The 26,093-nt window shown below is 53.7% G+C and carries 23 protein-coding genes; 12 read left to right on the top strand and 11 right to left on the bottom strand.

Annotated elements, in window-relative coordinates; all coding sequences use genetic code 11:
- The first annotated feature begins 108 nt into the window (after window positions 1-108).
- From panB to panD, 3 genes are all read left to right on the top strand, one after another.
- Window positions 109-900 (top strand): 3-methyl-2-oxobutanoate hydroxymethyltransferase, encoded by a 792-nt coding sequence (gene panB / locus IYV58_RS04680; protein ID WP_004098680.1) that lies wholly within the window; start codon window positions 109-111, stop codon window positions 898-900.
- An 11-nt stretch (window positions 901-911) separates the two neighbouring features.
- Window positions 912-1,766 carry a pantoate--beta-alanine ligase gene (gene panC, locus IYV58_RS04675; RefSeq protein WP_087828450.1) on the top strand — a complete coding sequence of 285 codons (855 nt, stop codon included), beginning with the start codon at window positions 912-914 and terminating at the stop codon, window positions 1,764-1,766.
- 93 nt (window positions 1,767-1,859) lie between these two features.
- Window positions 1,860-2,240: an aspartate 1-decarboxylase gene (panD, locus tag IYV58_RS04670; RefSeq protein ID WP_087828451.1), complete on the top strand. Its 381-nt coding sequence runs from the start codon at window positions 1,860-1,862 to the stop codon at window positions 2,238-2,240.
- 1 nt (window position 2,241) lies between these two features.
- On the opposite strand, the gene IYV58_RS04665 is transcribed toward panD, so the two are convergent.
- The 4 genes from IYV58_RS04665 to IYV58_RS04650 form a co-directional block, all read right to left on the bottom strand.
- Complete coding sequence (locus tag IYV58_RS04665; protein ID WP_004129044.1) at window positions 2,242-3,495, bottom strand: polysaccharide deacetylase family protein; 1,254 nt, start codon at window positions 3,493-3,495, stop codon at window positions 2,242-2,244.
- Window positions 3,496-3,552: 57 nt separating this feature from the next.
- Window positions 3,553-3,993, bottom strand: a complete 441-nt coding sequence (locus IYV58_RS04660; RefSeq protein WP_049114769.1) for a PTS sugar transporter subunit IIA — start codon at window positions 3,991-3,993, stop codon at window positions 3,553-3,555.
- A gap of 121 nt (window positions 3,994-4,114) precedes the next feature.
- Window positions 4,115-4,885: an ABC transporter permease gene (locus IYV58_RS04655; RefSeq protein ID WP_004129040.1), complete on the bottom strand. Its 771-nt coding sequence runs from the start codon at window positions 4,883-4,885 to the stop codon at window positions 4,115-4,117.
- Window positions 4,882-5,808 carry an ABC transporter ATP-binding protein gene (locus IYV58_RS04650; protein WP_004872112.1) on the bottom strand — a complete coding sequence of 309 codons (927 nt, stop codon included), beginning with the start codon at window positions 5,806-5,808 and terminating at the stop codon, window positions 4,882-4,884. Before IYV58_RS04650 ends, IYV58_RS04655 begins: the two co-directional genes overlap by 4 nt.
- A 107-nt stretch (window positions 5,809-5,915) precedes the next feature.
- Here IYV58_RS04650 and can point away from each other — a divergent pair, with 107 nt between their 5' ends.
- On the top strand, window positions 5,916-6,578 hold the full coding sequence (can, locus tag IYV58_RS04645; RefSeq protein WP_004129036.1) for a carbonate dehydratase: 663 nt from the start codon (window positions 5,916-5,918) through the stop codon (window positions 6,576-6,578).
- Between the two features lie 50 nt (window positions 6,579-6,628).
- On the opposite strand, the gene hpt is transcribed toward can, so the two are convergent.
- Window positions 6,629-7,165, bottom strand: a complete 537-nt coding sequence (gene hpt / locus IYV58_RS04640; RefSeq protein ID WP_014227950.1) for a hypoxanthine phosphoribosyltransferase — start codon at window positions 7,163-7,165, stop codon at window positions 6,629-6,631.
- 203 nt (window positions 7,166-7,368) lie between these two features.
- Between hpt and IYV58_RS04635 the strand changes: the two genes are divergently transcribed.
- The gene (locus tag IYV58_RS04635; RefSeq protein WP_004129034.1) at window positions 7,369-9,759 is read left to right on the top strand and encodes a glucose/quinate/shikimate family membrane-bound PQQ-dependent dehydrogenase; all 2,391 of its coding nucleotides are present in this window, start codon (window positions 7,369-7,371) and stop codon (window positions 9,757-9,759) included.
- 80 nt (window positions 9,760-9,839) lie between these two features.
- Here IYV58_RS04635 and cueO read toward each other — a convergent pair whose 3' ends face one another.
- Window positions 9,840-11,423: a multicopper oxidase CueO gene (gene cueO / locus IYV58_RS04630; protein ID WP_004129032.1), complete on the bottom strand. Its 1,584-nt coding sequence runs from the start codon at window positions 11,421-11,423 to the stop codon at window positions 9,840-9,842.
- 146 nt (window positions 11,424-11,569) lie between these two features.
- Here cueO and IYV58_RS04625 point away from each other — a divergent pair, with 146 nt between their 5' ends.
- The 5 genes from IYV58_RS04625 to speD all read left to right on the top strand — a co-directional run bounded on the left by IYV58_RS04625 (window position 11,570) and on the right by speD (window position 16,134).
- On the top strand, window positions 11,570-11,917 hold the full coding sequence (locus tag IYV58_RS04625; RefSeq protein WP_004872121.1) for a YacC family pilotin-like protein: 348 nt from the start codon (window positions 11,570-11,572) through the stop codon (window positions 11,915-11,917).
- Window positions 11,918-12,184: 267 nt separating this feature from the next.
- Window positions 12,185-12,604 (top strand): hypothetical protein, encoded by a 420-nt coding sequence (locus IYV58_RS04620; RefSeq protein ID WP_032742041.1) that lies wholly within the window; start codon window positions 12,185-12,187, stop codon window positions 12,602-12,604.
- A complete protein-coding gene (locus tag IYV58_RS04615; protein WP_195729455.1) occupies window positions 12,601-14,310 on the top strand; it encodes an FKBP-type peptidyl-prolyl cis-trans isomerase N-terminal domain-containing protein in 1,710 nt (569 codons plus the stop codon). The genes IYV58_RS04620 and IYV58_RS04615 overlap by 4 nt, the downstream gene beginning before the upstream one ends.
- A 151-nt stretch (window positions 14,311-14,461) precedes the next feature.
- Window positions 14,462-15,325, top strand: a complete 864-nt coding sequence (speE, locus tag IYV58_RS04610) for a polyamine aminopropyltransferase (RefSeq protein WP_004129027.1) — start codon at window positions 14,462-14,464, stop codon at window positions 15,323-15,325.
- 14 nt (window positions 15,326-15,339) lie between these two features.
- A complete protein-coding gene (speD, locus tag IYV58_RS04605) occupies window positions 15,340-16,134 on the top strand; it encodes an adenosylmethionine decarboxylase (protein WP_004108061.1) in 795 nt (264 codons plus the stop codon).
- A 31-nt stretch (window positions 16,135-16,165) separates the two neighbouring features.
- Here the strand turns inward: speD and yacL are convergent, their stop codons facing one another.
- Both yacL and acnB read right to left on the bottom strand, forming a co-directional pair.
- Window positions 16,166-16,528: a protein YacL gene (yacL, locus tag IYV58_RS04600; protein ID WP_004129024.1), complete on the bottom strand. Its 363-nt coding sequence runs from the start codon at window positions 16,526-16,528 to the stop codon at window positions 16,166-16,168.
- Window positions 16,529-16,703: 175 nt separating this feature from the next.
- Window positions 16,704-19,301, bottom strand: a complete 2,598-nt coding sequence (acnB, locus tag IYV58_RS04595) for a bifunctional aconitate hydratase 2/2-methylisocitrate dehydratase (protein ID WP_004129020.1) — start codon at window positions 19,299-19,301, stop codon at window positions 16,704-16,706.
- A 355-nt stretch (window positions 19,302-19,656) separates the two neighbouring features.
- On the opposite strand from acnB, the gene IYV58_RS04590 reads away from it, so the two are divergent.
- Both IYV58_RS04590 and IYV58_RS04585 read left to right on the top strand, forming a co-directional pair.
- Window positions 19,657-21,249, top strand: a complete 1,593-nt coding sequence (locus tag IYV58_RS04590) for a DUF3300 domain-containing protein (protein ID WP_195729454.1) — start codon at window positions 19,657-19,659, stop codon at window positions 21,247-21,249.
- Window positions 21,250-21,259: 10 nt separating this feature from the next.
- The gene (locus tag IYV58_RS04585; RefSeq protein WP_004129015.1) at window positions 21,260-22,060 is read left to right on the top strand and encodes a DUF2950 family protein; all 801 of its coding nucleotides are present in this window, start codon (window positions 21,260-21,262) and stop codon (window positions 22,058-22,060) included.
- 50 nt (window positions 22,061-22,110) lie between these two features.
- On the opposite strand, the gene IYV58_RS04580 is transcribed toward IYV58_RS04585, so the two are convergent.
- The 3 genes from IYV58_RS04580 to aceF form a co-directional block, all read right to left on the bottom strand.
- Window positions 22,111-22,395 carry a hypothetical protein gene (locus tag IYV58_RS04580; RefSeq protein WP_195729453.1) on the bottom strand — a complete coding sequence of 95 codons (285 nt, stop codon included), beginning with the start codon at window positions 22,393-22,395 and terminating at the stop codon, window positions 22,111-22,113.
- Window positions 22,396-22,557: 162 nt separating this feature from the next.
- Window positions 22,558-23,982, bottom strand: coding sequence for a dihydrolipoyl dehydrogenase (gene lpdA / locus IYV58_RS04575; RefSeq protein WP_004098637.1), 1,425 nt, complete (start codon window positions 23,980-23,982; stop codon window positions 22,558-22,560).
- Between the two features lie 207 nt (window positions 23,983-24,189).
- Window positions 24,190-26,082 carry a pyruvate dehydrogenase complex dihydrolipoyllysine-residue acetyltransferase gene (gene aceF / locus IYV58_RS04570; RefSeq protein WP_195729452.1) on the bottom strand — a complete coding sequence of 631 codons (1,893 nt, stop codon included), beginning with the start codon at window positions 26,080-26,082 and terminating at the stop codon, window positions 24,190-24,192.
- Window positions 26,083-26,093 lie beyond the last annotated feature (11 nt).

The following is a 26,093-nucleotide window of genomic DNA, read 5'->3' as shown; positions in this document are numbered from 1 at the left end:
TTTTTAACAATTACGGCGATCGTGGTAATCGGTTGCCTAAAACCATTGCCCCCCTGAATGCTGCTGTTAGAATGCCGGTTAATATGACTTTCATCATCAGGAAACGTTATGAAACCGACCACAATCGCCCTGCTGCAGAAATGTAAACAGGAGAAGAAACGCTTCGCCACTATCACCGCCTACGACTACAGCTTTGCAAAGCTGTTCGCCGATGAGGGTATTAACGTGATGCTGGTCGGCGATTCGCTGGGCATGACGGTGCAGGGCCACGATTCCACCCTGCCGGTGACCGTTGAAGACATCGCCTATCACACGCGTGCGGTACGCCGCGGCGCGCCGAACTGTTTACTGCTCGCTGACCTGCCGTTTATGGCTTACGCCACGCCGGAACAAACCTTTGAGAACGCCGCCATCGTCATGCGCGCGGGAGCCAACATGGTCAAAATCGAGGGCGGTGCCTGGCTGGCGGATACCGTGAAAATGCTTGCCGAGCGTGCGGTACCGGTGTGCGGGCACCTCGGTCTGACCCCGCAGTCGGTGAACGTCTTCGGCGGGTATAAAATTCAGGGCCGCGGCGATGCCGGGCAAGTTCTGCTGGATGATGCGCTGGCGCTGGAAGCGGCGGGCGCGCAGCTGCTGGTGCTGGAGTGCGTACCGGTTGAGCTGGCGAAACGCGTCACCGAGGCGTTAACCATCCCGGTGATTGGTATCGGCGCAGGCAACGTTACTGACGGACAAATCCTCGTCATGCATGACGCTTTCGGTATTACCGGCGGCCATATTCCAAAATTCGCCAAAAATTTCCTGAGCACAGCGGGCGACATGCGCGCCGCGGTACGGCAATATGTTGCCGAAGTGGAGTCCGGCGTCTATCCGGGCGAAGAACACAGTTTCCATTAAGGAGTGTTGTTGTGCTGATTATTGAAACCCTGCCGCTGCTGCGCCAGCATATCCGCCGTTTACGCCAGGAGGGCAAGCGCATTGCGCTGGTTCCCACCATGGGCAACCTGCACGATGGCCATATGAAGCTGGTTGATACCGCCAAAGCCAGCGCAGATGTGGTGGTGGCCAGTATCTTCGTCAACCCAATGCAGTTTGACCGCGCTGAGGATCTGGCGCGCTATCCGCGCACCCTGCAGGACGATTGCGAAAAGCTGAACAAACGGAAGGTCGATTTGGTCTTCGCGCCTGCCGCGGCGGAAATCTACCCGCAGGGTACCGAAAGCCAGACCTACGTCGATGTCCCGGGGCTGTCGACGATGCTTGAGGGCGCCAGCCGTCCAGGCCACTTCCGCGGCGTTTCCACTATCGTTAGCAAACTGTTCAACCTGATCCAACCGGACGTCGCCTGCTTCGGCGAAAAAGACTTCCAGCAGCTGGCGCTGATCCGCAAAATGGTCGCGGATATGGGCTACGACATCGAGATTATCGGCGTACCGATTATGCGCGCGAAAGATGGGCTGGCGCTGAGTTCGCGCAACGGCTATCTCAGCGCAGAGCAGCGCAAAATCGCTCCAGGGCTATATAAGGTGATGAATCGCGCGGCGGAGAAACTGGCGGCCGGCGAGCGCAACCTTGATGAGTTGATCGCGATTGCCGGGCAGGAGCTGAACGAACAAGGCTTCCGCGCCGATGATATCCAGATCCGCGACGCCGATACGCTGCTCGATTTGACCGAAAGCAGCCAGCGCGCGGTGATCCTGATGGCGGCGTGGCTCGGCGAAGCGCGTTTGATCGACAACCAGATAGTGGCGCTCGCTCGGTAGACACGGGTTAAAAATCGGGCAATACTGCCAGGAATTTCCTCAAGGCGGACGTCACGCCCGCTTTGTTATCGTTAAGCTTTAAAGGTAGACGTTATGATTCGTAATATGCTGCAGGGCAAACTCCACCGCGTTAAAGTCACGCAGGCCGACCTGCACTATGAAGGCTCCTGCGCTATTGATCAGGATTTCCTGGATGCGTCCGGCATCCTGGAAAACGAGGCTATTCATATCTGGAACGTGACCAACGGTAATCGTTTCTCCACCTACGCTATCGCCGCGGAGCGCGGTTCGCGAATTATCTCCGTTAACGGCGCGGCGGCGCATTGTGCCAGCGTCGGTGATATTCTGATTATCGCCAGCTTCGTTATGTTGCCTGACGAAGAAGCCCGCGCCTGGCAGCCGAAAGTGGCCTATTTTGAAGGCGAGAATGAAATGAAGCGCCAGGCAAAAGCCATTCCGGTACAGGTTGCCTGATCTACCCCTGCGGCTGGTTGCTTATCAGCCGCGACATGGTTTCCAGCGAATCCGTTCTTAATATATACAGCCTCTTCAATAAGAACGGATTATCCCCCGGTTTTACCTTTCCTCTTACCGTCGTCACTGCCAGATGAAAACCAGCGTCATTCGCCGCCTGAACCGCCGTGGCGTTATAGCCGCCAAACGGGTAAGAGAGATACTGTACGTGCGGATTAAACTGCGCCAGCGCCCGCCGCGAATGCTCAAAATCAAACAGAATATTGTGATAGCTGCGGCTGAGTAGAATTGGATGACGTTCGGCATCAACCCGATGCAGAAAATGGGTATGCGACTGCACGTCAAAAACGTCCTGAATCTGTTTTAGCTCGGAAACACTCATAAACTGCAGCGATTTTGGCGCCCATTTCTGCGGATGGCGCTTAATGCGCGACGAGATAATAAAAGCCGTAGCGTGAAAGCCATACTGCTTGAGAATCGGGTAGGCATAGCGGTTGACCGACTTCAGCCCGTCGTCAAAGGTGATCACCACCGAGCGCGCCGGAAGGTTCACTTTATTACGCAGATAGCCCTCAAGCTGATACATACTCAGCGTGGTATAGCCCTGGTCGCGTAGCCAGGTCATCTGATTGCTGAAGGCGCGAACGGAAGTCGTTGTTGAGGTATGGCGAAAGCGGGTATTTTCTTCATCACGAAGAATATGGTGATAGGTAAGGATGGGGATGCCGTTATCTTCCTGGGCATCAAGGCTGCTCACCCACGCCAGCCGGTTGCCGATGCGAATCTGAAACCAGGTTTGATTCAACCGATCTTTGAGCTTGCTGATAATCGGGTAACGCAAATTACTCGCCAGGGTGCCAAATGGCGCGCTGCCAACGGCGGGGGCATCATATACTGGCGTATCTTTCCAGGTCATGAGGTTTTGGTTGCTCAGGGATTTATGCAGATCGCCCAGGCTGTCCTCAACTCGCTGCTTACCCTGTACCGGCTCCAGGTGGCCTTTATCAATAAAGCCGGTCGCAAAGCCAAAATTAAACTCATAGTAATCCGCCGCCGTCGGTACTACCGCCAGTATTTGTCCTGCACGTACGTTGCCGACGCTCACTACCTGATTGCCCACCTGCGCCCAGATATCGGCATCTTCGGTCGTCTGCATATAACGTGCCGGGACACCCTGCTGGCTTAACAGACTGGCGGAGGCGCCGAGCGTCGTGAACAGGAGGAGTAAAGCAAGAATTCGGGCAAACATGCGCATCGAACCGGTAGACAAGAACTGCCGTCATTGTAACAAAAGCATCATCAATACCAATGCTTAATTCCCGTACGGCTCATGCAGTAGTCGAAAAGGCGGATTTTTTTGCTGTTGATGCCAGAGGCTGCTCACCGCCGGGCCTCCAGCGCTGACAATGGCGTGTCGGAAAGCTTCGCTGCTCAGGTTCTGGCGCAGCAAATACATACTTTCCAGTAATGAATAGTCGATCCCGGAAATCACTTCACAGTGGGTGTGCTTATGGCTCATCAGCGCCGCCACGCGATAAGGCGCCGCGCCGGTTTTATCGGTCAGAAAAATAACCCCTTCTCCGCCATCCGTCTCGTGCAGCGCGTCGCACATCATGCGGCTCAGCATATTGCTGCTGAGATTACGCCAGTAGTTAACCGCCCGACACTGCGTCAGCGGCCCAAACTTTTTCTCCAGACGATCCAGCATCTCCTGCGCCAGTTCGTCATGACAGGTAATCACCCAACCTAACATCGCCTACCTCCTTAGCAGGCAAACAATTTAGCAAGGGAAGCGATAAATATCGGTGATGGCAATCAAAATTGTTTGCTGGCGCTTCGCTTAACTGCGCAGCGAAGCGCCATGAACGGCTAAATTAGCTGCGCAGCCCGCGCCCGCGCTGGATTAGATACCAACACAAAATATAAAATGCGACGATAAACACCACCAGCACGCCGAAGGTGGTGGCCAGCGGAACATCGTTAATCCCGAGGAAACCGTAGCGGAAGCCGCTGATCATATAAACAATCGGGTTCAGATGCGACAGGCCTTGCCAGAACGGCGGCAGCAGGGTCAGCGAATAAAAAACCCCGCCGAGGTAGGTCAGCGGCGTCAGCACGAAGGTCGGAATGAGGCTGATATCATCAAAGGTTTTGGCAAACACCGCGTTCAGCAGACCGGCCAGTGAAAATAACACGGCGGTCAGCACCAGGGTCAGGGCGACAAATACCCACGAGTGAACCTGGAACGGTACGAAAAACAGCGAAATCGCCGTCACCAGAATCCCGACGCACAGACCGCGGGCAACGCCGCCGCCCACATAGCCGGCGATCACCACATGGGTGGGGACCGGCGCGACCAGCAGTTCTTCAATATTGCGCTGAAATTTCGCGCTGAAGAATGATGAAGCGACGTTGGCGTAAGCGTTGGTGATCACCGCCATCATAATCAGCCCCGGCACGATAAACTGCATATAGGTAAAACCGTGCATTTCACCGATGCGCGAGCCAATCAGGTTACCGAAAATGACAAAGTAAAGGGTCATCGTTATGACCGGCGGCACCAGCGTCTGGATCCAGATACGCATAAAGCGATGGATCTCTTTGGTCCAGATGCTTTTCAGCGCGACCCAATAAAGCTGCATCATGCCGATTCTCCTTTCCGATCGTGTACCAGCGTGACAAACAGCTCTTCCAGACGGTTAGCTTTGTTACGCATACTTAATACCTGTATTCCCTGCGCGCTCAATTGCGTAAATACGCTGTTAATCCCCTGCTCGCGCAGCACCTCAACCTCCAGCGTCGACGTATCAACCAGACGATACTGATAGCCTTCCAGTACCGGTAACGGGCTTTTGGGAGCCAGATCGAGAATAAAGGTTTCTGATTTCAGCTTGGAAAGCAGCGCCTTCATCGACGTGTTTTCCACCAGCTCGCCGTTCTGAATAATACCGATATTGCGACACAGCATTTCGGCTTCTTCCAGATAGTGGGTCGTCAGGATGATCGTGGTGCCTTTATCATTCAGATCTTTCAGGAATCCCCACATCGAACGACGCAGCTCAATATCCACTCCCGCCGTTGGCTCATCGAGAATCAGCAGCTTCGGTTCATGCATCAACGCACGGGCAATCATCAGGCGGCGCTTCATGCCGCCGGAGAGCATCCGCGCGCGTTCGTTGCGCTTTTCCCAAAGATCGAGCTGTTTGAGGTACTTTTCGCTACGGGCGATGGCTTCTTTGCGCTCAACGCCGTAGTAGCCCGCCTGGTGAATGACAATCTGCTGTACGGTTTCAAAGGGGTTAAAGTTGAACTCCTGCGGCACCAGGCCGAGCTGGCGTTTGGCGTTCACCACATCCTTTTGCAGGTCATAGCCAAACACGTTGACCTCACCGGAGGTTTTGTTCACCAGCGAACTGATAATGCCGATAGTGGTGGATTTTCCCGCGCCGTTCGGCCCCAGGAGCGCGTAAAAATCGCCCGCTTCTACCTGAAGATCGATTCCGCGCAGCGCCTGTACCCCGCCGGGGTAGGTTTTTTTGAGCTGTTTTAGTTCCAGAGCAATGGTCATTAAATGTCTCTTCTCGTGTCGTGACACGCGATGGGTTGTTTTAAAAAATGTGAGGTTAACCTATATTAGCGCAACGCACTTACTTGGTTACAGGCCCGTAAACATCCATGAACGATATAGATACACTCATCAGCAACAATGCACTATGGTCAAAAATGCTGGTGGAGGAAGACCCCGGTTTCTTTGAGAAACTGGCACAGGCGCAAAAGCCGCGCTTTCTGTGGATTGGATGTTCCGATAGCCGCGTTCCCGCTGAACGTTTGACCGGCCTGGAACCTGGCGAGCTGTTTGTACACCGTAACGTCGCCAACCTGGTGATTCATACCGATCTGAACTGTCTTTCCGTGGTGCAATACGCGGTCGACGTACTGGAAGTCGAACACATCATTATCTGTGGCCACTACGGCTGCGGCGGCGTGCAGGCGGCGATTGAAAATACCGAGCTAGGCCTTATCGACAACTGGCTGCTGCATATTCGCGATATCTGGTTTAAGCACAGCTCGCTGCTGGGAGAAATGCCCGAAGAGCGCCGCCTTGATACGCTGTGTGAATTGAATGTGATGGAGCAGGTTTACAACCTTGGCCATTCAACGATTATGCAGTCGGCGTGGAAGCGTGGACAGAAAGTGACGATTCACGGCTGGGCCTACGGTATTCACGACGGCATGTTACGCGATCTGGACGTGACCGCCGTCAGCCGCGAAACGCTGGAACAGCGCTATCGCCATGGAATTTCCAACCTTAAAAGCAAGCACGTCAATCACAAGTAATTCACGCGCCCCTCTTAATATCCCGGATAAGCCGGGATAGAAACTCCGCGTTACTCGTCCAGCAGCGTCACTTTGCCGATATATGGCAGGTGGCGATAGCGCTGAGCATAGTCGATGCCGTATCCCACCACGAACTCGTCCGGGATCGCAAAACCAACAAACTCAACCGGCACCTTCACTTCGCGGCGGCTTGGCTTATCGAGCAGTGTACAAATCGCCAGCGATTTCGGTTCACGCAGGCTGAGGATTTCGCGTACTTTTGACAGCGTGTTGCCAGAGTCGATGATGTCTTCCACGATCAGCACATCTTTACCGCGGATATCCTCATCCAGGTCTTTGAGGATTTTGACGTCACGGGTGGTAGACATGCCGCTACCGTAGCTGGAGGCGGTCATAAAATCGACTTCATGCGGTACCTGAACTTCACGGCACAGGTCGGCCATAAACATAAACGAGCCACGCAACAGCCCCACCAGCACCATTTCGCTGCCGCTATCTTTGTAGTGCTCGTTGATTTGGCGACCGAGCTCAGCAATACGGGCTTTGATCTCGGTTTCCGGGATCATCACTTCTACAGTATGTTTCATAAAACTAACCATTTGATTCTTAATGTAAATCATCAACTCCGCTGCGATTGCACCGACGTTGACCGGCAAGCCACGCAGTATACCAGCAAAAAGAAATATACGATGCAGTGATTAATAAAGCCCATTTTGTGATTCCGATCACACTTGTTAAATCCTATAATTAATTGCAGTTAAAAAATTAACAAACAAACGAGTGTCCTTCTATGGCAGAAACAAAATCTCAACAATCACGGTTACTCGTGACGCTGACGGCTCTTTTTGCAGCGTTCTGTGGCCTATATCTTTTAGCAGGCGGGGCCTGGCTGGTCGCTCTTGGCGGCTCATGGTACTACCCTGTCGCAGGTCTGGTGATGCTGGCCGTCACCGTCATGCTGTTTCGCGGTAAGCGTTCTGCGCTTTGGCTATACGCCGCACTGCTGCTCGCCACCATGATCTGGGGCGTATGGGAAGTTGGCTTCGACTTCTGGGCGCTGACTCCGCGTAGCGACATCCTGGTCTTCTTCGGCATCTGGCTTATTCTACCGTTTGTCTGGCGCCGCCTGCCGATTCCCTCCTCTGGCGCCGTTGCCGGGCTGGTTGTCGCCCTGCTGATTAGCGGCGGCATCCTGACTTGGGCTGGCTTCAACGACCCGCAGGAAGTTAACGGTACGCTGAGCGCTGATGCAACGCCAGCAGCGCCAATTTCCGAGGTGGCCGATGGCGACTGGTCGGCGTATGGCCGCAACCAGGAAGGCCAGCGCTACTCGCCGCTGAAGCAGATTAACGCCGATAACGTGAAGAACCTGAAAGAGGCATGGGTATTCCGTACGGGCGATCTCAAGCAGCCTAACGATCCGGGTGAAATCACCAATGAAGTCACGCCGATTAAAGTTGGCGACACGCTCTATCTGTGTACCGCCCACCAGCGCCTGTTCGCGCTTGATGCGGCCACCGGTAAAGAAAAGTGGCATTTCGATCCGCAGCTCAACGCGGACCCGTCTTTCCAGCATGTGACCTGCCGCGGCGTTTCATATCATGAAGCCAAAGCGGATAACGCGCCGGCGGAAGTGGTTGCCGACTGCCCGCGCCGCATTATTCTTCCGGTCAACGATGGCCGCCTGTTCGCCATCAATGCCGAAACCGGTAAGCTGTGTGAGTCCTTCGCCAATAAAGGCATTCTCAACCTGCAAACCAATATGCCTGTCACCACGCCGGGCATGTATGAACCCACTTCACCGCCGATTATTACCGATAAGACAATCGTCATCGCCGGCGCCGTGACCGATAACTTCTCCACCCGCGAGCCGTCAGGCGTTATTCGCGGCTTTGATGTGAACACCGGTAAACTGCTGTGGGCCTTTGATCCGGGCGCGAAAGATCCCAACGCAATTCCTGATGATGAACATCATTTCACTCTGAATTCGCCAAACTCCTGGGCACCAGCGGCCTATGACGCGAAGCTGGATCTGGTCTACCTGCCTATGGGCGTGACCACCCCGGATATCTGGGGCGGCAACCGTACGCCTGAACAAGAGCGCTATGCCAGCTCCATCGTGGCGCTAAACGCCACGACCGGTAAACTGGCGTGGAGCTACCAGACCGTTCATCACGATCTGTGGGATATGGATATGCCGTCTCAGCCGACGCTGGCGGACATTGACGTGAACGGCAAAACCGTGCCGGTGATTTACGCTCCGGCAAAAACCGGTAATATTTTTGTCCTCGATCGCCGTAACGGCGAGCTGGTCGTCCCGGCGCCGGAAAAACCGGTTCCGCAAGGGGCGGCGAAAGGTGACTACGTCGCGAAAACCCAGCCGTTCTCCGACCTGAGCTTCCGACCGAAGAAAGACCTGACCGGCGCGGATATGTGGGGCGCCACCATGTTCGACCAGCTGGTGTGCCGCGTTATCTTCCATCAGCTGCGCTATGAAGGGATTTTCACCCCACCGTCAGAACAAGGTACGCTGGTCTTCCCGGGTAACCTGGGGATGTTCGAATGGGGCGGTATCTCCGTCGATCCGAACCGCCAGGTGGCGATTGCTAACCCAATGGCGCTGCCGTTTGTATCAAAACTGATCCCTCGCGGACCGGGTAATCCGATGGAGCAGCCAAAAGACGCCAAAGGTTCCGGTACCGAAGCCGGTATTCAGCCGCAGTACGGCGTCCCTTACGGCGTCACGCTCAACCCGTTCCTGTCACCGTTTGGTCTGCCCTGCAAACAGCCAGCATGGGGCTATATCTCCGCGCTGGATCTGAAAACCAACGAAGTGGTGTGGAAAAAACGTATCGGTACGCCGCAGGATAGCCTGCCGTTCCCGATGCCGGTTAAGCTCCCGTTCACCATGGGTATGCCGATGCTGGGCGGCCCAATTTCGACGGCCGGCAATGTGCTGTTTATCGGCGCGACCGCGGATAACTACCTGCGCGCTTACAATATGAGCAACGGCGAGAAGTTATGGCAGGCACGTCTGCCGGCAGGCGGTCAGGCGACGCCGATGACCTATGAAGTGAATGGCAAGCAGTACGTTGTCATCTCTGCGGGCGGTCACGGTTCATTTGGCACGAAGATGGGCGACTATATCGTCGCTTATGCTTTACCGGACGACGCGAAGTAAACAAAGAAGGCCCGGTTTCCGGGCCTTTTCTCTATGGCACATCTCTCTCTTTTCGAGCGAAGCGAGCCCGCTTAGACGGCCTACACCGTAAATCCAAGCATCATCCCCGTATCTTCATGCTCCAGCAGATGGCAGTGCGCCATATAGGCATGCTCTTTCGGCGCATCGTGGTCAAATTTCACCAGCACTTCACTCACATCGCCTTCCACCCTGACGGTATCTTTCCAGCCGCTCCGGTGGGGTGCCGGCGCTTTACCGTTTTCGGACAAAATACGGAACTGAGTACCGTGAATATGGAAAGGATGCAGCATCATGTCGCCTTTGCCGGAAATCACCCACCGCTCATATTGCCCTTTCGCCGCCGCAAACAGGGGAACATTCATATCAAAGGCTTTACCGTTGATCCGGTTTGCATTATGGAAATCAAAACTTTGATGACCGTGCTTCATCTGCGCCATGCCGCCATGATTCATGTTTCCGTGATTCATATTCCCCATATCGCCATGATTCATCATCATGCCATGGTCCATACCGGACATCGCCTGGTCGCCATATTTTTGCATCAGCGCCTGCATGCCCATCATATCGAGCATCGGATCCATAGAGAGCTGCAGAGTACGTTGAGTAAGCCCCTGAAGAGAGGGCAGCGCTGGCATAGCGGCCAGAACATCCGGCAGCTTACCCGAAGCCTGGATAGTCAGTGGCTGCACGCGTAACACCGGCTGCGGCCGATCAAACGGAGCAACCGCCATCCCCATCTGGTTAACCGGGAGTGTAATTACATCAAAGGGTTTTCCGTCAGTGGTATCCACCAGCACTTCGAAACGCTCCCCCATCAACACCGGCAGCTCGTTGACTTTCACCGGCTCAGCCAGCAGACCACCATCGCTTGCCACCACATACATGGGCCGCTTATCGCTGGTGGCGAAATTCAAAGAACGCGCATTACAACCGTTAAGCAGACGCAACCTTAGCCAGCCGCGAGGCGCGGCATGTTCCGGGTAGAGTGCCCCGTTAGTCAGCAGCGTATCGCCAAACCAGCCAACGGCTGCGCTCATAATATCGAGCTGATAATCAATCTCTCCCGCTGAGGTGAACTTTTTATCCTGCACAATCACCGGAACATCATCAATTCCCCACTGCTTTGGCAAGAGCAGCTTTTCGCTTTCCGCATCAGAAATCAATACCAGCCCCGCCAGCCCCATCGCGACCTGCCTGCCAGTTTTGCCATGTTGATGAGGATGGAACCAACAGGTCGCCGCCCGCTGCGTTGGGGTAAAGCTCACCGTGCGGGAGCCTCCGGCGGCAATCACGCCCTGGGGACCGCCGTCAACGGCGCCAGGAACCTCGAGACCGTGCCAGTGTACGGTGGTCTCCTCCGCCAGCCGGTTATGAATATCGATGGTTGCCTGCTCACCCTGCTTAAGCTGTAGGGCCGGGCCCAGCAGATTACCGTTATAGCCCCAGGTGGTCGCAAGATGAGAGCCGAACTGCGTTTTTCCGGCCTGGATGATTAACGAGATGCGATTGCGCGCGTCGGCGGTAAGTAGCTCCGGTACAGGCAAAGATGGACGACTGGCGGCGAAAACCGAGCGGCTCCATAGCGGCAATGCGCTGGCTACGCTGACCGCAGCGGTTAGTTTAAGAAACTCACGACGTTGCATTTTCACATCCTTTTTATTCTGCTGGTGAATAATTGAGCTTAAACCCTCCCCTAACAGGAAGGTCAAGCAGAAGAGTAAGAATAAAGCTCGGCGCAGTGTAACGAAGTATGCTAACGTTGTTCGTCCGTGATTCAATGGTAGAAAAAATGAAGACGCTTTTCAGAACAATAGTGCTTGGCAGCCTGCTCACTCTCTCCGCCAATAGCTATGCATTAAGCGAGTCCGAAGCGGAGGATATGGCTGATTTAACGGCAGTATTCGTCTTCCTGAAGAACGACTGCGGTTATCAAAATCTGCCTAACACGCAGATTCGCCGCGCCCTGGTCTTTTTTGCTCAGCAGAACCAGTGGGATTTAAGCAATTACGACAGCTTCAATATGAAAGCGCTGGGTGAAGATAGCTACCGGGACCTCAGCGGAATCAAAATCCCCACCACCAAAAAATGTAAAGCGCTGGCGCGTGACTCACTAAGCCTGCTTGCTTACGTGAAATAATCCCCCTGATTTCAACAAATCGGTAGCCGTGAGAATACGGCTATGATGCGCCGTAATAATAGTGGTTCAATTAACTGCGCGCTTTAATTTATATCTCAATTCATAGAATTCAATGATAATTCAAACTTAATTCATTAAGCACTTGATTCATTAATAAAACAAATATAAAAAATAGATTTCCAAAAACAAAACTCTAATATTGCAATCTTCTTTTTTGCACACTATTATCGCCCGATAACACTCCTTTTTTATCAATGGAATGAAACCTTGAACATATCCTTATTTACACGCATAGCGCCTGTGGCTGTCATTTTATTAGTCGGCTGTAATTCAATACAGTCCAGGCAATCCGCCAGATTAATGAAACCATTATCTGATACGACATTAAGCCAACAACAAACGGAACAGCAGAGAGTCGCCGATGAGCAAGCGCGTCTGGACTCCTGCCGCAAGGCTCTTGAATCTCTGAAAGAAGTGAATCCAAAGCAGGCAGACAAACTCGGTAATGAGTTCACCGCCCTCCTGAGTGCTGCAACCCAATATAATTCTGTTCGCAGTAAAGTGGCTGAACCGACAAAACAGGGGATCGATTCGATGTACCAGTTCAAATCAATCAAGCTATGCGCTGATATTGAAAAGGCACTGATAGATAGTCTTGTTAAACGTGGTGAAAATGTTCAGCTATGAACGGAAAAATAGCTAAAAACTTCAATTCGGTATCGCTGGCAGCAGTGTTTGTGCTGGCGCTATCGCCGAACGCCTATGCGGAAAAAGATGCGCTGATAAGCGTCACAGCGAGTTCAAGCAGTGACGCTTCAGGCCCTGCATTTTTAAATTACGCTAAAGAGCAGCAGGCGCAAGAAAGTCGCGAGCCAGTAAAGCCCGTTGAGGAAAAAAACAATAATACAAAAACCTCCAATAAAAAAAGCGTTCAGAATACTAATGATATTTCCCGTCAGGCTGCAATAATTTCTCAAAAAGATAAACTTATCCGCCAGCTTCGACAGCAGCTGGAAGCTAAACCCGCAACGATTAATGCCGCAGCAGATAGCCAAAAAGAGCTGACGGATAAAATTCAGCTGCTTGAGAAAAAATTAGCAACTGCTGTAGCCGAAAAACAACGATTAATAGAAGAAGAGCTAACGACCGCAGCTGAAATAAAACAGGAGGTGGGCCAACGTAATGCCTCCGAAGATAAAATTCTGCAGCAAGAAAAAAAGCTGGTATTAGTAGAATCCGCAAAACAAAAAGTTGAGCTGCAGCTGACTGAGGCAACCGCTGAAAAGCAGGCGCTGATTAAGAAACTCGCCGCAGCGGAAGCGGAAAAGCAAGATACGGCCTCTAAGCTCACGGCTGCGGCATCAGACAAACAAGCGCTCATGAGCAAGCTCGCTGCTGCTGAGTTATCTCAACAGCAAGTGCTCGCAAAATTCACTGCGGCTGACGCCGTCAGGCAGACGCTACAAACGAAGCTAGAGGCGTCTGAAACAGATCATAAAGCCGTGATAGAGAAGCTCGCCGCCTATGAAACGGAACAAAAGGATTTAACGGCAAAACTGGCGGCTGCGGGGGTAGAAAAACAGGCGCTCACCGCTAAACTCGATTCCTTTATCATCAGCAAGCAGCAGTCATCCCTTCAGGGGGATGCCGCCGATAAAGACAAAGCCCTACTGCAGGCCAGCGCAGATGAAATTATCCGGCTAAAGACCATGCTTGCTGATGCCGAAGCTAAAAAACCAGCGGCTATCGACCTTGCCAAAGAGTCCCTGCAGCAGGCTTACGCTATCGGCGTATCGATGGGTGATGAAGTGCTACAGCTCTTATCCACCCGGGATTCCCAGGGTGTAAAAATGAGCAAAGATACCGTACTGCAGGGTATCCAGGATTCTTTTTCCGGAAATATCGCCCTTGATGAGAAAGCGCGCAATAAAGCTTTGTTCGATGTGTCTAAAGAAGTCTTTCAGAACCTGAAGAAGATCGAACAGCAAACGCTTAGCGAAGGAAAGAAATATCAGCAAAAGTTCGCGAAGCAAAAAGGGGTGGTATTGAAAGATGGCGTTTACAGCCGCATAGATTATGCCGGTAAGGGCAAGATTCTCGATAGCGATATCGTTACCGTCACCATCAAAGAAACGCTTATCGACGGAACAGTCATTAACGATATGGAAGCGGAGGGTAAAGTGTGGTCTCAATCCCTGAAATCTTATCCTCCCCTGTTCCTTGGCCCCATAAAACGGCTGGGAAATCACGGGGCTATTACGGTCGTGATCCCTCCCGAACTGGCCTACGGCAGCAAGGGCAAGCCGCCTAAAATCCCGCCGGGAGCGACCATGGTATATTCGCTCAGAATCGTTGACGCCACAGCAGCAGAACCGCAGGCTAAAAAACCCTGATCCTTGCGCCTTCCGCCGGGGGAGGCGTTCCCAATTTTCTTACCACGCCTCATTTGCTGAAATATCCGCCGTGCATCATCTTCTATAGTTGGCTATGATGTTGCGCTCATTTTAATGGGTGTAACAGATGTTAACAAAGGAGGATCTGCCCGTGGCCGATAGCAATCTGTGGCATGAAACGCTGCACGACCATTTTGGTCAGTATTTCAGCGTTGATAACGTTCTGTATCATGAGAAAACCGATCACCAGGATTTAATCATTTTCGAAAATGCGGCGTTTGGTCGCGTGATGGCGCTGGACGGGGTGGTACAAACCACCGAGCGTGATGAGTTTATCTACCATGAAATGATGACCCATGTTCCGCTAATGGCCCACGGTCAGGCGAAACATGTGTTAATTATCGGCGGCGGCGATGGTGCCATGCTGCGCGAAGTCTCTCGCCACGGTAATGTCGAAAGCATCACCATGGTAGAAATTGACGCTGGCGTGGTTTCGTTCTGTCGTCAATATCTGCCTAATCATAACGCTGGCGCGTACGACGACCCGCGTTTTACGTTGGTCATTGACGATGGCGTCAATTTTGTTAACCAAACGGCGCAAACGTTTGACGTCATTATCTCCGATTGCACCGATCCTATCGGTCCCGGCGAGAGCCTGTTCACTTCCGCATTTTATGAAGGCTGTAAACGCTGCCTCAATCCTGGTGGGATTTTCGTCGCTCAGAACGGCGTCAGCTTCCTGCAGCAGGATGAGGCCGTCGATAGCCATCGTAAACTCAGTCACTACTTTAGCGATGTGAGCTTCTATCAGGCGGCGATTCCAACCTATTACGGCGGCATCATGACCTTCGCATGGGCCACGGACAACGAAGCCCTTCGCCACCTTTCCAGCGAAATCATCCAGGCCCGCTTTCATAAATCGAACCTGAAGTGCCGTTATTACAATCCGGCAATTCACGCGGCGGCATTTGCTTTACCGCAATATTTACTGGATGCGCTATCCACTGTTAAGTAAGGGGGTGATCTAAATTGAAAAAATTGAAGCTGCACGGCTTTAACAATCTGACCAAAAGCCTGAGTTTTTGCATCTATGATATCTGCTACGCGAAAACGGCAGAGGAGCGCGATGGCTACATCGCCTATATTGACGAGCTCTATAACGCCAACCGCCTGACAGAAATTTTGTCCGAGACCTGTTCAATTATCGGCGCTAATATTCTCAACATTGCGCGTCAGGATTATGAGCCACAAGGGGCCAGCGTGACGATCCTGGTCAGCGAAGAGCCTATCGATCCGCAGCTTATCGATCAGACAGAACACCCGGGCCCGTTACCGGAAACCGTTGTGGCGCATCTCGATAAAAGCCATATCTGCGTTCATACCTATCCTGAAAGCCATCCTGAAGGCGGGCTGTGCACCTTCCGCGCCGATATTGAAGTCTCAACCTGCGGGGTCATTTCACCGCTGAAAGCCCTGAATTATCTGATTCACCAGCTAGAATCCGATATTGTCACCATTGATTATCGCGTTCGCGGTTTTACCCGTGATGTGAACGGCATGAAGCACTTCATCGATCATGAAATTAACTCCATTCAGAACTTCATGTCCGAGGATATTAAGTCTTTGTATGACATGGTGGACGTGAACGTTTACCAGGAGAATATTTTCCATACCAAGATGCTGCTTAAGGAATTCGACCTCAAGCACTACATGTTTCACACCAGGCCGGAAGATTTAACCGAAGAAGAGCGCAGGGTCATCACCGACCGGCTGTGGAAAGAGATGCGTGAAATTTACTACGCAAGAAATATACCGGCGGTGTAACGCCCGGCGGAGCACGGAGGCTCCGCCAGACTTAGCGCTGCTGCATAAACTCACGATAGGCGGCAACGACCTGTAAAAAATCTTCAATACCGCACAGCGAGAGGCTTTCTTCGTCGTAGTAGCTCATTCCTTCTTCTATCTCATCGCCGGAAAAATCCAGCTGATTGGCGCGGATCATCACTTCTTCCCCATCCAGCCATAATGTGTATTCATGACCGGCACGCTGCCAGGAACGTTCGCTACCTTTGACGGTGCGCGCGGCCTGCTCAACTTCATCAAGCAGGGTAAGGTTATCTTTAACCTCTTCGTTGAACCAGTGGCCAATAGCCTCATGATCCATCGACATTCGCACCTTGACCACTCCGGTAATATCGCGCAGAAATTCGTAATCCATAGTCTTTTCCTCTGCAAGGGCAGTGCGTCACCGCTGCACTGTACCCATAGCGTCATTATCGCAGCAGTAAGGGAGAAAAAAAGCGTCGCGGACGGAGGGATTGGAAATAAAAATGCCCGGTGATGCAATGTTCACCGGGCATTGAAGGGATTATATACAACGCTGACTTATTGCGTTATACCGCGGTCTGGAAAATCACCCCATCAGCCTTCTCAGTATACTGACCCAGCTGGTCGAAGTTCAGATAGCGGTAGGTATCCGCCGCAGTTTTATCCACCTGAGCAACGTAGGTCTGGTACTCTTCCGGCGTCGGCAGCTTACCAATAAGCGCGGCGACTGCCGCCAGCTCCGCAGAGGCCAGGAAGACGTTAGCGCCGGTACCCAAACGGTTCGGGAAGTTACGGGTTGAGGTAGAAACCACCGTCGCACCGTCAGCAACACGAGCCTGGTTACCCATGCACAGGGAGCAGCCAGGGATTTCAATACGCGCGCCGCTCTTACCAAACACGCTGTAGTAACCCTCTTCAGTCAGCTGCGCGGCATCCATGCGGGTTGGCGGCGCCACCCACAGACGGGTCGGCAGCTGGCCTTTGTGGTTGTCCAGCAGCTTACCAGCCGCGCGGAAGTGGCCGATGTTGGTCATGCAGGAACCGATAAACACTTCATCGATCTTCTCACCCTGCACGTCGGACAGCAGACGCGCATCGTCCGGATCGTTCGGCGCGCAGAGGATTGGCTCTTTGATATCGGCCAGATCGATATCGATCACCGCCGCATATTCTGCATCCGCATCACCTTCCAGCAGCTGCGGATCCGCCAACCATTTTTCCATGCCCTGAACGCGACGTTCCAGCGTACGGCGGTCGCCGTAACCTTCCGCGATCATCCACTTCAGCAGGACGATGTTGGAGGTCAGATACTCAACGATCGGCTCTTTGTTCAGCTTGATCGTGCAGCCTGCAGCCGAGCGCTCTGCGGAGGCATCGGTCAATTCAAACGCCTGCTCAACTTTCAGATCCGGCAGACCTTCGATCTCCAGAATGCGGCCAGAGAAGATGTTTTTCTTACCTTTCTTCTCAACGGTCAGCAGGCCCTGTTTGATCGCATACAGCGGGATGGCGTGCACCAGATCGCGCAGGGTGATGCCTGGCTGCATTTTGCCTTTAAAACGCACCAGCACCGACTCCGGCATATCCAGCGGCATGACGCCGGTCGCGGCGGCAAACGCCACCAGGCCAGAACCTGCCGGGAAAGAGATGCCAATAGGGAAACGGGTATGCGAATCACCACCGGTACCGACGGTATCCGGCAGCAGCATACGGTTCAGCCAGGAGTGGATAACACCATCGCCAGGACGCAGCGATACGCCGCCGCGGTTCATAATAAAGTCCGGCAGCGTGTGGTGCGTGGTGACGTCCACCGGCTTAGGATAAGCGGCGGTATGGCAGAAGGACTGCATCACGAGGTCGGAAGAGAAGCCCAGGCACGCCAGGTCTTTCAGCTCGTCACGGGTCATCGGACCGGTGGTGTCCTGAGAGCCTACGGAGGTCATCTTCGGTTCGCAATAAGCGCCCGGACGAACTCCGGCCACGCCGCAGGCGCGACCCACCATTTTCTGCGCCAGAGAGTATCCGCGGCTGCTTTCCGCCACGTCTTTCGCCTGACGGAATACGTCGCTGTGCGGCAGGCCAAGCGCTTCACGCGCTTTGGTGGTCAGGCCACGACCGATGATTAGCGGGATACGGCCACCGGCGCGCACTTCGTCGATCAGTACGTCGGTTTTCAGCTCGAAGGTCGCGAGCAGTTCGCCGGTTTCGTGGTTACGTACTTCACCTTTAAAGGGATAAACGTCGATCACGTCGCCCATGTTCAGGTTGTTTACGTCCACTTCAATCGGCAGCGCGCCGGCATCTTCCATGGTATTAAAGAAGATAGGCGCAATTTTGCCGCCGAGAACCAGACCGCCGCCGCGTTTGTTCGGCACGTTCGGAATATCGTCGCCCATAAACCACAGCACCGAGTTAGTGGCGGATTTACGCGATGAACCGGTACCCACGACATCGCCGACGTACGCCAGCGGGAAACCTTTTTGCTGCAGTGCTTCAATTTGTTTAATCGGGCCGACGGCGCCAGGCTGATCCGGGTCGATGCCTTCACGGGCGTTTTTCAGCATTGCCAGCGCGTGCAGCGGAATGTCCGGGCGGGACCAGGCGTCAGGAGCCGGAGACAGGTCATCGGTGTTGGTTTCGCCGGTGACTTTAAAAACGGTCACGGTGATTTTGTCAGCCAACTGAGGACGGCTCAGGAACCACTCAGCATCAGCCCAGGATTGCATCACCTGTTTGGCATATTCATTGCCCGCTTTGGCTTTTTCTTCTACATCGTAGAAGTTGTCGAACATCAGCAAAGTGTGGGACAGCGCTTTCGCGGCAATCGGCGCCAGTTTTGCGTCGTCCAGCGCGTCAATCAGGGGATGAATGTTGTAACCGCCCTGCATGGTGCCCAGCAGTTCGACAGCTTTTTCACGGGTAACCAGTGGAGAAGTTGCTTCGCCTTTGGCGATCGCGGCAAGGAATCCGGCTTTAACATAGGCGGCTTCGTCGACGCCCGGCGGTACGCGGTTAATTAACAGGTCTAACAGGAATTCTTCTTCACCCGCTGGCGGGTTTTTCAGCAGTTCTACCAGCGCGGCCATTTGGGTTGCATCTAAGGGTTTCGGTACAATCCCCTCGGCGGCACGCTCAGCTACGTGCTTACGGTATTCTTCTAGCACGACGGTTCTCCTCGCTCTCATTGTAAAATGCGGTAGGCGATTCTCTTCACGCTCCTGTGAGACAGCAGTTTGTAGGGTAAATGCCCGATACCGCGTCGGCAGCATAGCAGGATTTTGGCGGGGTGTTAATCTGTTTACAAAAAAGCAACATTAAAAATTAGCTGAATCGTTAAGGGCAGAATATTGCAGGTTTTCTGTCAATTTAGCGGTATATAAAATTAATTCTGTTACACATAATTGTCCAAAAACCCAACTAAAATCAAAAACGCAAATTCGCGCTCTTTATACTCAGGCAATCCCCCGCTTTTCGACAATACTCTGTCAAAACGGGCCAATCTATGTGCCGGGAGTCCTTATGACGCTGCCTTTCAAACCCCATCTTCTCGCGCTGCTCTGTAGCGCCGGGCTATTAGCCGCCGCGGGTACGCTCTATGTCAAAAGCCGGGAGCCGCAAACGGTTCCAGAGCCCCCCGCCGTTGCGCAGACGGCGCAGGCAACCGCCGCCGCTCAGCCGGTTACCGCAACCTATACCCCCGCGCAGATAGACCAGTGGGTCGCGCCAATCGCGCTCTATCCGGACAACCTGTTGTCACAGGTGCTGATGGCTGCGACCTATCCGAGTAACGTCGTTCAGGCGGTGCAGTGGTCGCAGGATAATCCTGCAATGAAGGGGGATGCGGCGGTACAAGCGGTGGCAAGCCAGCCCTGGGATCCCAGCGTAAAATCGCTGGTCGCCTTCCCTTCCCTGCTCGCGTTAATGGGAGAAAATGCGCCGTGGGTAGAAAACCTGGGTAACGCATTTCTCGCCCAGCCGCAGGACGTCATGGATTCGGTGCAGCGCTTACGCGCCATCGCCCAGCAGACCGGAACGCTGAAATCCACGCCGCAGCAGAAAGTCATCACCGCCACAAACGCTGCGGCCCCGGCAACGTCGACGACCAGTACCTCCCGCAGCAGCAGCGCCGTGACATCCTCCGCCCCCGCCCAGGTGATTAAAATCGAATCCACCGATCCGAACGTGGTGTACGTGCCGGCCTATAACCCTTCTGTTGTTTACGGCGCCTGGCCTAACACGGCCTACCCGCCGGTCTACCTGCCGCCGCCCCCGGGTGAACAGTTCACCAATAGCTTCGTAAAAGGTTTTGGCTATAGCCTAGGCGTCGCCACCACCTACGCCCTGTTCAGCAGCATCGACTGGGATGATGACGATCACCATCATGACGATGACGATTACCACCACGATGATGATCATCACGGCGGCTACTCGCACAACGGCGATAATATCAATATCAACGTCAATAATTTCAACCATATTACCGGGCAGAATCTGCCGGGAAATCACGTTAACTGGCAACATAATCCGGCCTATCGCGGCAATATTCCGTACCCGAACAACAACATTGCGCAGCATTACCATCAGACCAATGTTCCCGGCGGGCTTAGCACTACCCAACATCAACCCGTCGATCGTAACGCGCAGCGTCAGGCAGCCATGACTCAGCTACAGCAGCATACCGGGCCTGCGGCTAAGGCGGATAACTCGCTTGCTCGCGCGCCGTCCCGAGATGCCCAGCGCCAGGCCGCATCGCAGCAGCTGCATCAGGTAACCCAGCGCAATAACTATCGCGGCTATGACGCCACGCCGGCGGTGACACATAACGCCGTACAACAGCAGCATCGGGAAGCGGTAAAATCGCAAATTCAGCATCCAACAGCGCAGCAGCAACAGCGCCGTGAACAGGTCCGGGCCGCAACGCCCGAACAACGTCAGCAGAAGTTGAATAACCTGCACGCCAATGCCCTGAGCGGTAACGATATCCGTTCGCCTTCCTGGCAGTCGCAGCAGGAGCGTGGCCTGCAGAGCCGTCATATCTCAGGTTTAAGCAGCGAGCAGCGCAGCGCGGCCAGAGAACATCTTTCGGAACATCATGAACTGCGCCGCCGCTGAGGATAATCAGATGAAAAAATTATTAACAATGACTCTGCTGGCCCTGACCCTGGCACCCGCTATATCGTTGGCTCAACAGCAGTTTACCTCTCCGGAACTGGCCGCCAGCGCGCTGGTCGAGGCGATCGGCAAGCATGATGAATCAGCGCTCAACGGGCTGCTCGGCGATAGCTGGCAGCAGTTTTTACCGCCGGATGGCATTGCCCCTGACGCCGTCGATCGCTTTCAACGTGACTGGAAAGTGAGCCATCGTATCGTTCAGCAACAGGATAGCGCCTGGCTGGAGGTGGGTCAGGAAGCATGGCGGCTACCGATCCCCATAATTCAGGATAAGAGCGGCTGGCGTTTTGACATGGCCGCTGCTGAAGATGAGATCCTGACTCGCGCCATTGGCCGCAATGAGCTGTCAGCCATTCAGGCAATGCATGCTTACGTTGATGCCCAGCAAGATTTCTATCGGTTAAACCACACCTGGGCGCAGAAGATTATCAGCAGTGATGGCAAGAAAGATGGCCTCTACTGGCCAACCGCTCCCGGTGAAGCGCCCAGCCCGTTAGGACCGGCATTTAGTCCCATAGAACCCGGCGAGGGCTATCACGGCTACCGTTTCCGCATAATTAAAGACGGCGAGAATCAGGGGGTCGCCCTGCTGGCATGGCCGGTTGAATGGGGAAAAACCGGTATCATGAGCTTTATGGTTGACCAAAATGATGAGGTTTTTCAGGCTAATTTAGGTGATGAAACGCAGAGCAAGGCGCTGGCGATTTCTCAATTTTCGCCTGATTCCGGCTGGCAGGCCATCCATCAATAGTAAAATGCCCGGCGCGCGATGGCGCTGCCGGGCAATATCACTACATTGGCTTAGCCCTGATGGGGCATCAGAGACGGGTAGCCGGCAAAAGCCGGTTTAGTGCTGGTCAACGCCGCTTCATCAGCGCTGATGCTACCGGAGTTCGCCGCCCATACGCCTTCGCTGGTCTTCTTTATTTGCTGATGTTGCCTATTCAAATCCTGGCCCATAGCGGCAATATGGGTGCTTTCGGTACCGCCGCTGTTATCAGCCCAGGGAATCGCGGCATCCGCCGCGCAGGCCATACCAGAGGCCAACGTTGCCGCCAGCAGAGTGGTGGTTAAAAGTCTTTTCATCGCATACCTCACGCATAGTTAACTACCTATAAGTTTATATAGTTATTATTTTTTGAGAATTAATAAGGTATGCACTTTTATTAACGGCGACACAGTTCTAAACATCAACTATAAAAAAAGCGGCTCACTGAGCCGCTTTTTGATTTTGCCTGAAAGAAAAACTTACTTTTTCTTCGCTTTCGCGTTCGGCAGGTCGGTGATGCTACCTTCGAAGACTTCTGCCGCCAGGCCAACGGACTCGTGCAGAGTCGGGTGAGCGTGGATGGTCAGCGCGATATCTTCAGCGTCACAGCCCATTTCGATCGCCAGACCGATTTCGCCCAGCAGCTCGCCGCCGTTGGTGCCAACAATCGCTCCGCCGATAACGCGGTGAGATTCTTTGTCGAAAATCAGTTTGGTCATACCGTCAGCGCAGTCGGAAGCGATAGCACGGCCAGAAGCAGCCCACGGGAAGGTGGCGGTTTCGTAGCTGATGCCTTTCTCTTTCGCTTCTTTCTCCGTCAGGCCAACCCATGCAACTTCCGGCTCGGTATAGGCGATGGACGGGATAACTTTCGGGTCGAAGTAGTGCTTCATGCCGGCGATAACTTCGGCTGCAACGTGGCCTTCGTGAACGCCTTTGTGCGCCAGCATCGGCTGACCGACGATATCGCCGATAGCAAAGATGTGCGGCACGTTGGTACGCAGTTGTTTGTCAACGCGGATAAAACCACGCTCGTCAACTTCAACGCCTGCTTTACCAGCATCAAGGTTTTTACCGTTCGGCACGCGACCGATAGCCACCAGCACGGCGTCATAGCGCTGCGCTTCAGCCGGGGCTTTTTTGCCTTCCATGGAAACGTAGATACCGTCTTCTTTCGCTTCAACGGCGGTCACTTTGGTTTCCAGCATCAGGTTAAATTTCTTACTGATGCGCTTGGTGAAGACTTTCACCACGTCTTTATCTGCTGCCGGGATAACCTGGTCGAACATTTCAACCACGTCAATCTCTGAACCCAGCGCATGGTATACGGTACCCATTTCCAGACCGATGATCCCGCCGCCCATAACCAGCAGGCGTTTTGGTACGGTTTTCAGCTCCAGCGCATCGGTGGAGTCCCATACGCGCGGATCTTCATGCGGAATGAACGGCAGTTCGATCGGACGGGAGCCCGCCGCGATGATAGCGTTGTCGAAGTTGATCACGGTTTTGCCGTTTTCGCCTTCCACTTCCAGGGTGTTAGCGCCGGTAAATTTACCCAGACCGTTAACCACCTTCACTTTACGCCCTTTGGCCATGCCAGCCAGACCACCGGTCAGCTGAGTGATGACTTTTTCTTTCCAGGTGCGAATCTTGTCAATGTCGGTTTTCGGCTCACCGAAAACGATGCCGTGTTCGGCCAGCGCTTTCGCTTCTTCGATAACTTTAGCAACGTGCAGCAGTGCTTTAGAAGGGATACAGCCGACGTTCAGGCAAACACCGCCGAGGGTGCTGTAACGTTCTACGATGACGGTTTCCAGACCTAAATCAGCGCAACGGAAGGCAGCAGAATAACCTGCGGGGCCTGCCCCAAGTACCACGACCTGAGTTTTGATTTCAGTACTCATCATGACCTCTGTTATTTGTATCCGGCGGGTCTGACGCTATTGTTTTTACGCCCATGTCCACCGGGACGTTCTATCCGCAAGCATTTTACAAAATTGTTAACAATTTTGAAACAACAAACGGCAAACGATTTTGTCCTTTATTGCTGGTAACTTCAAAACGCAGAAGAGATTACCAGAAAAAAGCCGGCCGTCAGGCCGGCTTTTTGCTTACATCACCAGGCGGCGAATGTCGCTCAGCATATTGTTGATGATGGTGATAAAGCGCGCACCATCAGCACCGTCGATCACGCGGTGGTCGAAGGACAGAGAGATCGGCATCATCAGACGCGGCACGAACTCTTTGCCATTCCATACTGGCTCCATCGCGGACTTGGACACGCCGAGGATAGCCACTTCCGGCGCGTTCACAATCGGTGCGAAGTGGGTGGTACCCAGGCCGCCGATGCTGGAGATAGTGAAGCAACCACCCTGCATTTCGCCAGCGGTCAGCTTACCATCACGCGCTTTTTTGGAAATCACGGTCAGTTCACGAGACAGCTCGGTAATGCTCTTCTTGTTCACGTCTTTAAAGACCGGAACAACCAGACCATTCGGGGTATCAACCGCCACGCCGATATTGATGTATTTCTTCAGCGTCAGACGCTGTGCATCTTCAGACAGGGAGCTGTTGAAGCGCGGCATCTGCTCAAGCGCCGCGGCAACGGCTTTCATGATGAAGACCACCGGAGTGAATTTCACGTCCAGCTTACGCTTCTCAGCTTCGGCGTTCTGCTGTTTACGGAACGCTTCCAGATCGGTGATATCGGTTTTGTCGAAGTGCGTAACGTGCGGGATCATCACCCAGTTACGGCTCAGGTTAGCGCCAGAGATCTTCTGGATGCGGCCCAGTTCAACTTCTTCCACTTCACCAAACTTGCTGAAGTCCACTTTCGGCCACGGCAGCATGCCCGGGATACCGCCACCGGTAGCAGCAGGCGCGGCTTCAGCGCGTTTAACCGCTTCTTTCACGTAGGCCTGAACGTCTTCGCGCAGGATACGGCCTTTACGACCGGAACCTTTCACTTTCGCCAGGTTGACGCCGAACTCGCGCGCCAGACGACGAATCAGCGGCGTTGCGTGAACGTAAGCGTCGTTTTCAGCGAACTCAGATTTGCCTTCCGCTTTTGCAGCAGGAGCCGCAGCAGGTTTAGACGCCTGAGCCGGTGCAGCAGCAGGTGCCGGAGCAGCCGCGGCAGCCGGAGCTGCGGCAGGCGCAGCGCCTTCCACTTCGAAGACCATAATCAGGGAGCCAGTGGAGACTTTGTCGCCGGTGCTGATTTTGATCTCTTTCACAGTACCCGCGAATGGCGCAGGCACTTCCATGGAAGCTTTGTCGCCTTCAACGGTGATCAGTGACTGTTCAGCGGCGATTTTATCGCCCACTTTCACCATCACTTCAGTCACTTCAACTTCATCGCCGCCAATATCCGGTACGTGAACTTCTTTAGCGCCTGAAGCTGCCGGTGCAGCAGCAGCCGGAGCGGCTTCCGCTTTTGCCGGTGCCGCGGCAGGCGCAGCGCCTGCCACTTCAAAGATCATGATCAGGGATCCAGTGGACACTTTGTCACCGGTGTTGATCTTGATCTCTTTCACGGTGCCGGCGAACGGCGCCGGAACTTCCATAGAAGCCTTGTCGCCTTCTACGGTGATCAGGGATTGTTCAGCGGCGATGGTGTCGCCTACTTTCACCATGATTTCCGTGACTTCAACTTCATCACCGCCGATATCCGGTACATGAACTTCTTTCGCGCTGGCGGCTGCCGGTGCTGCGGCGGCCGGAGCGGCTTCTTTCTTCTCTTCCTGCGCAGGTGCAGCGGCTGCTGCACCATCGGCGGAATCGAAAATCATGATCAGTTTACCGGTCTCGGTTTTGTCGCCGACAGAGACTTTGATCTCTTTAACGACGCCAGCCTGCGGAGACGGGACTTCCATAGAGGCTTTGTCGCCTTCTACGGTGATCAGCGACTGTTCAGCTTCAACTTTGTCGCCCACTTTGACCAGAATCTCGGTGATTTCAACTTCATCAGCCCCGATGTCCGGTACTTTGATTTCGATAGCCATTATTCTTTTAC

Source organism: Klebsiella sp. BDA134-6, assembly GCF_015601345.1.
GTDB lineage: Bacteria > Pseudomonadota > Gammaproteobacteria > Enterobacterales > Enterobacteriaceae > Klebsiella > Klebsiella grimontii.
The sequence above is the reverse complement of the archived record's forward strand: the minus strand, read 5'-3'. Positions and strand labels throughout refer to the sequence as shown.